Below are 6,886 nucleotides of genomic sequence, written 5' to 3' on the forward strand. Positions count from 1 at the left end.
CCCACAACCGGCGGATGGCAAACCTGGCAGACTGTTTCAACAACCATCAGCCTTGCAGCAGGTACACAAACCATCAGGCTGCAGTCCACTTCAGGTGCAGGATGGAATATCAACTGGCTGGAAATCGCAGGTGGTTCATTTGTAACAACACGCAGGTCTTCCAATGTGATGGTTGAGCAGCTGGCCACAGCATCAGCTATGGTTTATCCAAATCCCGTACAGGATGCATTCACACTGACACTGGATCAAAATTTCAAAGGAAATATTAAGGTTCGTATAGTAAATACATCTGGTGCTGTTATCAAAGAATATCGATTGCAAAAAACACAACTACGCAGCCAGGACAGAATTTCGCTTGGCAACATCCCTCCTGGTATGTACTATATCAATGTAAGTACACTACAGGGAATAATAACAAAGCAGATCATTAAACAATAGTTGATGAACTACCTATTTTAAGAGGCCGGATAACCCGGCCTCTTTTTTATGCAAACAGTTGTTATATTAAAAAGTAAAACAGGACCAAACCTGTTTCCCTATTTGAGGTTAGTTTACCTCTTATTGTTACAGCAGGAAGAATCGTAACAGTTTTATTGATCATTACCAAAGGGTTGAAGAACATCGTAAACAACTGTTCATATTGGTATACTTTTTTGATTATATAACACATGAAAGCGCTGTTGATCTGCATAGTGTTAGTTACCCTAAGTGTTTCTGTGAGTAATACACAACGATCCATGACACCTCTTGATCCGCAGAACAAGCTTTTCATTATTACGCTAGATGGATTTCGCTGGCAGGAATTATACAATGGGGCAGATTCTGCCCTGATCAATGATAATGAAACAACTCCCCTCAACTCAAGTATCAAAGCATTGTACTGGGATAAGGACGTAACAGAAAGAAGAAAAAAATTGATGCCTTTTTTCTGGAATGTTATTGCTCATGATGGACAACTATATGGAAACAGGAAATGGCAGAACAAGGTAAACGTTTCTAACCCTTATGCGCTCTCCTATCCCGGCTATAGTGAATTGCTTACCGGATCCGTGGACCTTGCTATCAACAGTAATTCCAAAACAAAAAATACCAACCAGAATATTTTGGAATTATTGAATAGTTCACCGGCATACAAAGGAAAAGTTGCTGCCTTCACTTCCTGGGATGTATTCCCTTACATTCTCAATAAACAAAAAAGCAGTTTTGTGATCAATAGTGGCTTTGAGAATGTAAACAGTAAAGAACTTTCTATAGGGCAAAAGTTATTAAATACCCTGCAGTCTGAAGTGATCGCAGAAAAGACGGAGACCCGTTATGACGAGCTAACCTATATAGCCAGCAAGGAATACATCCAAAAAAATAAACCTTCAGTGGTATTCCTGAGCTTCAGTGGCACCGACAATGCAGGACATGAAAACAGGTATGATCAATACCTGGAGCAGGCCAACAATGCTGATCGCATGATAGGTGAGCTTTGGCGCATGGTTCAATCTATGAAGGAATATGCAGGCAAAACAACCTTTCTAATTACAACTGATCATGGCAGGGGAAGTCTTCCTTCCAATTGGGGAAGCCATGGATTATTTGTACCGGGCTCTGGTCAAACATGGTTTGCAGTCTTAGGTCATAATATTGTACCATCAGGAGAAATGAAAAGTGAAAACCAGGTATACCAAAAAGAATTAAAAGAACTGATGACGCAGCTTCTTACAAAACGGTAGTTGAGATTGCTAATCTCATTTTTATACTGTATAGCCTGCTTCTTACGGCATAGTTTTTTCCCTGTTAGTTATACATCCCACCAGATATTTTACCTCATCAAACCTGAACTTATGCGAAAAGAAAAAAATGCATCCACACCAAAAAAAGGTGTCAATGCCATTCAAAAGGGTGAAAAAGGAAGACATAAGGAATTTGAAACACCAAGCCAGCAGAGAAACAGGGATGGCCTGGGAAGAGCGCAGAATGGCTCAGATGGAAATGAAAAAGTAACATCCAATAATCATTGATAACAATTAAAATAAGGAGATAACATGAAAGACAATAAAAAAACAGGTGTGCATGACAGTGATAGCCTGCAGGAATCAGGTGCTAAAACCAATGACAGGCAAAATGCATCGACCTCAGGTGGTGGCACAGCAGACATGGATCATCGCTCAGCAACAGATGCCAGTGGCAACAGGGCTTCACAGCCACGCGGCTCCGGGGTTACAACCAAAAGAACTGTAACAGGAAGCGATTTCGACGGTCAGGTAGCGGATCAGTAAAAATTATTCAGCAATTCAGGAGTTGTTGACGAAGTTCTACATTAACGCTACTGCTCAGTTGTAGAATTTTTAAACAATTAAATAAAATAGGAAATAATATAACAGCAAGGAGTTCAACAGTAGTCAGGCATATAATTTTTATATATAAATCGGTTCTCAATTTTTTGACTTTTAAAAAAACAGTTATGGCAGAAAACAGAAATCAAAATCAAGATCAGAATTCTAACTCAAACCTGGGAAATCAATCACAAAGTGGTTCTCAATCCGGTATGGGTAGAACAGAGCGCGGATCAAGTGACTTGAGCGGACAAAGCCAGAACATTAGCGGTTCTCAATCAGGTTCTGATAGTTCTAAGTCTGGAATGGGTGGATCACAAAGTGGTTCTCAATCCGGAAATGAGCGTGGAACTGGTGGATTAGGAAATCAAAGTCAAGGCACAAGTGGTTCACAAAGTGGATCAATGGGTGGCTCTAACAAGGACTCTGGATTACAAGGTGGTGACCAGGGCCGTAGTGGCAGCACAGGAACCGGAAACACCGATCGCAGCAGCGGAAGCGATAGCGATAGAAGTGGTTCCCGCAGTGGACAGGGTGGTATGTAATACCCCATTGACCATAGCAAATGATTCTTGCTAGAATTTAAATCATTAAGCCCTATTAAGGGCTTAATGATTTTATAGACATAAACACAAAAACATATAAAGTATGAACAAAGAAACTAACAGGCAGGACAGGCCGGAGTCCTACCCCAAACCAACTGAAACAGACTCCCAGTTGAAAAACCAACCGGAATATATCGATCAGCAACCCAATGATTTTTCAGATAAATCAATAAGCGATATTCCTGCCCCAGTTACTCCCCGCCAGGATGCTGAGGATAAAGGAACCAGGCAGGACCAGTAATGAAGGAGCTGAAAAATTAAAGGCCTTTCAGAAAATTATATTTCCTGAAAGGCTTTCGCATTTTACTCCTGCTAATTGAATAAAGAGGGTCTGGGGCATAAGTCCTGTATGGAGGTAACTTATCCCCAGGAATTTCCTAAACCCAGTACCCAGGCTTCAGTCTGCGGCTACCCTGTCTTCATTCATCCTTCTAATCCCATAAATCTTAGTTCTCCTTCTTTCTTTTGAAAATTGGTCATTGAACATTGAAAATGGAGCATCTTGTTCAGTTGTCCTTAGATATGTCTTCGCCAATAATGCCGCGCCGTCCTATACTCCTTCATCATTCCCCGCCTGAATAATGAAGTCGGGCAGGCTTGTTCGATGTTCTGCGGTTCCCTCTTCCTTGTTCACCTGTTCGGCTTTCGACATTCCTACCTCCTCCCTACCTTCTCCCTATTTTCTCCCTATCTACAGTATAGTAACGGTATGGATACTCCGTGTTCGTACGGAGTATCCATACCTCAGGTAGGGAGTAGATAGGGCGTTGCCCGGGGGTAGCTATAGGGGAGCTCACCCCTACGTATAGTTGTTTTTACAGGATGTGGATAAATTAAGCAGGCGATACCTTTATGCTTTACTAAATATTTTAGTATTTGGAGTGCTCAAATCCTAAAAACAATATCCTATGCCAAAACAAGTAGGCTACATCAAGGGCATTGGCACCATTGATGGCAATATCAATTTTTACCGCTCCGAAGGGGAGTACAGGGTCCGCACCAAACCGGGTGTGGATACTAAGCGTTTTTTTAAAGATCCTGCCTTTGAAGGAAGCAGGCGGACTTCCTCACATTTTGGAAGGTCAAGCACACTCGCCTCGCTGATGTACCGGCATGTGTATACCCACCGAAGGAGTAATATCTTATATAACCAATGTAAAAGGAAGGCCATAGCCTTAAAGAACCAGGGGATGGAAGATGAACAGGTGTTAAGGGCCTTGTATGAGCTATTGGCTTCCCTGCATTGTTTAGCCCTGGAGGCAGAAGACATCGAGCTATACCTTCCTTTAATGATCAGGGAGGCAGACAACCGTAAAGCACAGAAAAGGGAAAAAAAGCCAAAGCCGGAGAAGGAAAACTTCCTGGTGGTCATTGAAGCAAAGCCCAACGAGGAAGATGAAGAGCATTTTATGTATTATATGGATGACTATAATTGGAAGGCAGTTTTTCATGGAGAGTTTGCGAAGGATTACAAGATCCCAATCTGCTTTACAGGCCACCTGGTAGATAAGGTTAGGAAACTGGGTCTGCAAACCCTGCTTACCAAACCAAAGCCAAAGATCATTGATGAATGGGTGCCGATGAAATAAGCCTTATCGTTGATGGTCAATGGTTATTTGTCAATTGTTGTTTAATCTTGAAGTGATGTCATATGCAAAGTACCAAACTGTATTTCATTAGGGCACACACCTAAATAAGTCACCTATTGGCAGCAACATCGTGTTATTGTAACAGGTATTAGTTGGGATAATATAAATTATATTTTAATTTAATTTTCTTATAAAACTATACTGACATGCATCCTGTTGTTTGTTTATGTCCTTTGGTATATAGAGGACAGGAATTCATTGCTGTTCAATGTACACTTTCCCGGGAGTTGGAAACAGTCATCCGGCAAATCAAAGAAATCAAATGGAGCCAATCACACCGATGCTGGTACCTGCCTTTTACGCAGGCTGCACAAAAGCTGGTCAAAGAATCATTAGCAGAAATTGCAGTTTTAGACGATACTATGTTGATACAGTATTCTAAAAAGAAAGAACAGGTAACAAAAACCCGGTTAGCTTCCTATAGTACCGGAGCTGGTATTAAGATCAGTGGGAACATAACCAGGTCTGCTGACTGGAAACTGTGTTCCGAAAATATTGCTGCTCTTCAAAGGTTTATAGAACAATTAAAATTGAAGGCATACAGTGCTTCCACCTTAAAAACCTACCGGAATGAATTTTTGCAATTGCTGCAGTTATTGAAAAATAAACATGTAGATACATTGACCACAGATGACTTGCGGAGGTATTTGATTTATTGCTTTGAGAAGCTTCATCTTTCTGAAAATACCTTACACAGCCGTATTAATGCCATTAAGTTTTATTTTGAACAGGTGTTGGGAAAAGATAAGTTTTTTTGGGAAATACCGCGGCCAAAAAAACCCCTAAAGTTACCCAAAGTACTGAGTGAAGAAGAGTTGTCGCGTTTATTTAATGCAGTAAATTTTTTAAAACATAAAGCCCTGTTATTTACGGCTTACAGCGCAGGGCTAAGGGTAAGTGAGGTAATACATTTGCAATGGAAGCACCTTGACCGCCAAAGGGGCCAGATACTAATAGAACAAGCCAAAGGCAAAAAAGACCGCTATGTAACTCTAAGTCCTATTTTAGAAGATATACTTACCAGTTATTATAAAAAAAGTAGTATAAAGCCGTTAAAGTTTGTTTTTGAAAGTACTGTGCCAGGTATGCCTTATAGTGCCAGGAGCGCCCAGGCCGTCTTTCAACAAGCAAAAGCAAAAGCGGGAATAAAAAAAGAGATAGGCTTTCATAGTTTGCGGCATTCTTTTGCCACTCATTTATTAGAGAAGGGGACAGATGTCCGGTACATCCAGGAATTATTGGGCCATTTCAGCATTAAAACCACGACCCGATATTTGCATGTTGCCAAAGAAAAATTAGTTGTTATTGAAAGTCCATTGGATAGTCTTTGGAAGCAGGGTGGGATAGAATGGGACGGATGATTGGCGCAATGCGCAATAAAAATAGCGCAATGGAAAAGTGATGAAAGTCAGCTAATTAAAAAAATATATATTGCGTATAATTGCGTAAATACTAAACGTTGTACGCTACTTGTGGAAACATCCTCAAAGTGCATCTTTAAGACATGATAAAATTTGCTTTCCTAATTTTTCTTTTCCCGACAATATGTTTTAGCCAGACAATAAACACAACAACCAAAAGGGGACAAGGAAACATTTATAGCGACGCAGTCAAACACTTTATAACTTTTACATCAAAGAGCGACAAGTCAATTTATGACACTTTGCTTATTCTTAAGGACGACTTGTTTACTGACAGCTTGCAAACAGTTATTTTAACGAAAAGGATTGTTTTGGTTGACTCAGCAGAAATATCAAACAGGCTTCAGGTTGACAAGTCATTTGTTGCATACAAAATTTTCCCATTAAATTTTGACAATGGACATTTCTACGTGAACATCGTTCCATTTGTTGTTCGCAAGGACAAGAATGAAATTGCCTTAATAAATACAGGAACTTGTGTTGTAAGCTACACATACGACAGTAAGGCGAAGTTATTTAGATTTTATCGTGCAACTTGTAACGGTTTTTGAAAAAGCAGCGTACAACACCGGTTCCTATGTAAAGAGATAGCTGGTTGTTCTCATAAAGTTACGTTGACTTTCAAGGGTTTTCCAAATATTCTGGTGTTGCTGGCTTTCGTTGCTGCACAGTAGTTTTCCTTGCAGCTGATAATACCTTTAATCCGTTTCCCGTTTGATTACTTTCTCTCTCAGCTGTTACTTAATTTATGATCTTACTACCTTTGTCTCAGCATCCTATTAGCAGTCGGCCTTATGGTCGCTGCATGCATTTGTAAAGAAAAGGAAGTGGCGCTGTATGCTTGCGCAAAGCAGTCTACTTTTAAGCATCTGCAACCGATGTTTTAC

General features: G+C 40.4%; 8 protein-coding genes. All 8 read left to right on the plus strand.

Going from position 1 to position 6,886, the window contains the following annotated elements; all coding sequences use genetic code 11:
• The coding region (locus tag BP74_RS21370) for a T9SS type A sorting domain-containing protein (RefSeq protein ID WP_496377560.1) at window positions 1-438 on the plus strand (438 nt) is incomplete at its 5' end.
• 230 nt (window positions 439-668) lie between these two features.
• Window positions 669-1,721, plus strand: coding sequence for an alkaline phosphatase family protein (locus BP74_RS21375; RefSeq protein ID WP_496377562.1), 1,053 nt, complete (start codon window positions 669-671; stop codon window positions 1,719-1,721).
• Window positions 1,722-1,832: 111 nt separating this feature from the next.
• Window positions 1,833-2,009 (plus strand): hypothetical protein, encoded by a 177-nt coding sequence (locus tag BP74_RS21380; protein ID WP_496377564.1) that lies wholly within the window; start codon window positions 1,833-1,835, stop codon window positions 2,007-2,009.
• 24 nt (window positions 2,010-2,033) lie between these two features.
• Window positions 2,034-2,267: a hypothetical protein gene (locus BP74_RS21385; RefSeq protein ID WP_496377566.1), complete on the plus strand. Its 234-nt coding sequence runs from the start codon at window positions 2,034-2,036 to the stop codon at window positions 2,265-2,267.
• Between the two features lie 185 nt (window positions 2,268-2,452).
• A complete protein-coding gene (locus BP74_RS21390) occupies window positions 2,453-2,869 on the plus strand; it encodes a hypothetical protein (protein WP_496377568.1) in 417 nt (138 codons plus the stop codon).
• 103 nt (window positions 2,870-2,972) lie between these two features.
• The gene (locus BP74_RS21395; RefSeq protein ID WP_496377570.1) at window positions 2,973-3,170 is read left to right on the plus strand and encodes a hypothetical protein; all 198 of its coding nucleotides are present in this window, start codon (window positions 2,973-2,975) and stop codon (window positions 3,168-3,170) included.
• 667 nt (window positions 3,171-3,837) lie between these two features.
• Window positions 3,838-4,518 (plus strand): hypothetical protein, encoded by a 681-nt coding sequence (locus BP74_RS21400; protein WP_496377572.1) that lies wholly within the window; start codon window positions 3,838-3,840, stop codon window positions 4,516-4,518.
• Window positions 4,519-4,724: 206 nt separating this feature from the next.
• Window positions 4,725-5,939 carry a tyrosine-type recombinase/integrase gene (locus tag BP74_RS21405; protein WP_496377574.1) on the plus strand — a complete coding sequence of 405 codons (1,215 nt, stop codon included), beginning with the start codon at window positions 4,725-4,727 and terminating at the stop codon, window positions 5,937-5,939.
• Window positions 5,940-6,886: the final 947 nt, after the last annotated feature.

Source organism: Flavisolibacter ginsengiterrae DSM 18136 (genome assembly GCF_059568575.1).

Excerpts from the sequence above, each read along its gene's own strand:
- BP74_RS21375 (WP_496377562.1), top strand. The coding sequence starts at position 669 with ATGAAAGCGCTGTTGATCTGCATAGTGTTAGTTACCCTAAGTGTTTCT.
- BP74_RS21380 (WP_496377564.1), top strand. The coding sequence starts at position 1,833 with ATGCGAAAAGAAAAAAATGCATCCACACCAAAAAAAGGTGTCAATGCC.
- BP74_RS21385 (WP_496377566.1), top strand. The coding sequence starts at position 2,034 with ATGAAAGACAATAAAAAAACAGGTGTGCATGACAGTGATAGCCTGCAG.
- BP74_RS21390 (WP_496377568.1), top strand. The coding sequence starts at position 2,453 with ATGGCAGAAAACAGAAATCAAAATCAAGATCAGAATTCTAACTCAAAC.
- BP74_RS21395 (WP_496377570.1), top strand. The coding sequence starts at position 2,973 with ATGAACAAAGAAACTAACAGGCAGGACAGGCCGGAGTCCTACCCCAAA.
- BP74_RS21400 (WP_496377572.1), top strand. The coding sequence starts at position 3,838 with ATGCCAAAACAAGTAGGCTACATCAAGGGCATTGGCACCATTGATGGC.
- BP74_RS21405 (WP_496377574.1), top strand. The coding sequence starts at position 4,725 with ATGCATCCTGTTGTTTGTTTATGTCCTTTGGTATATAGAGGACAGGAA.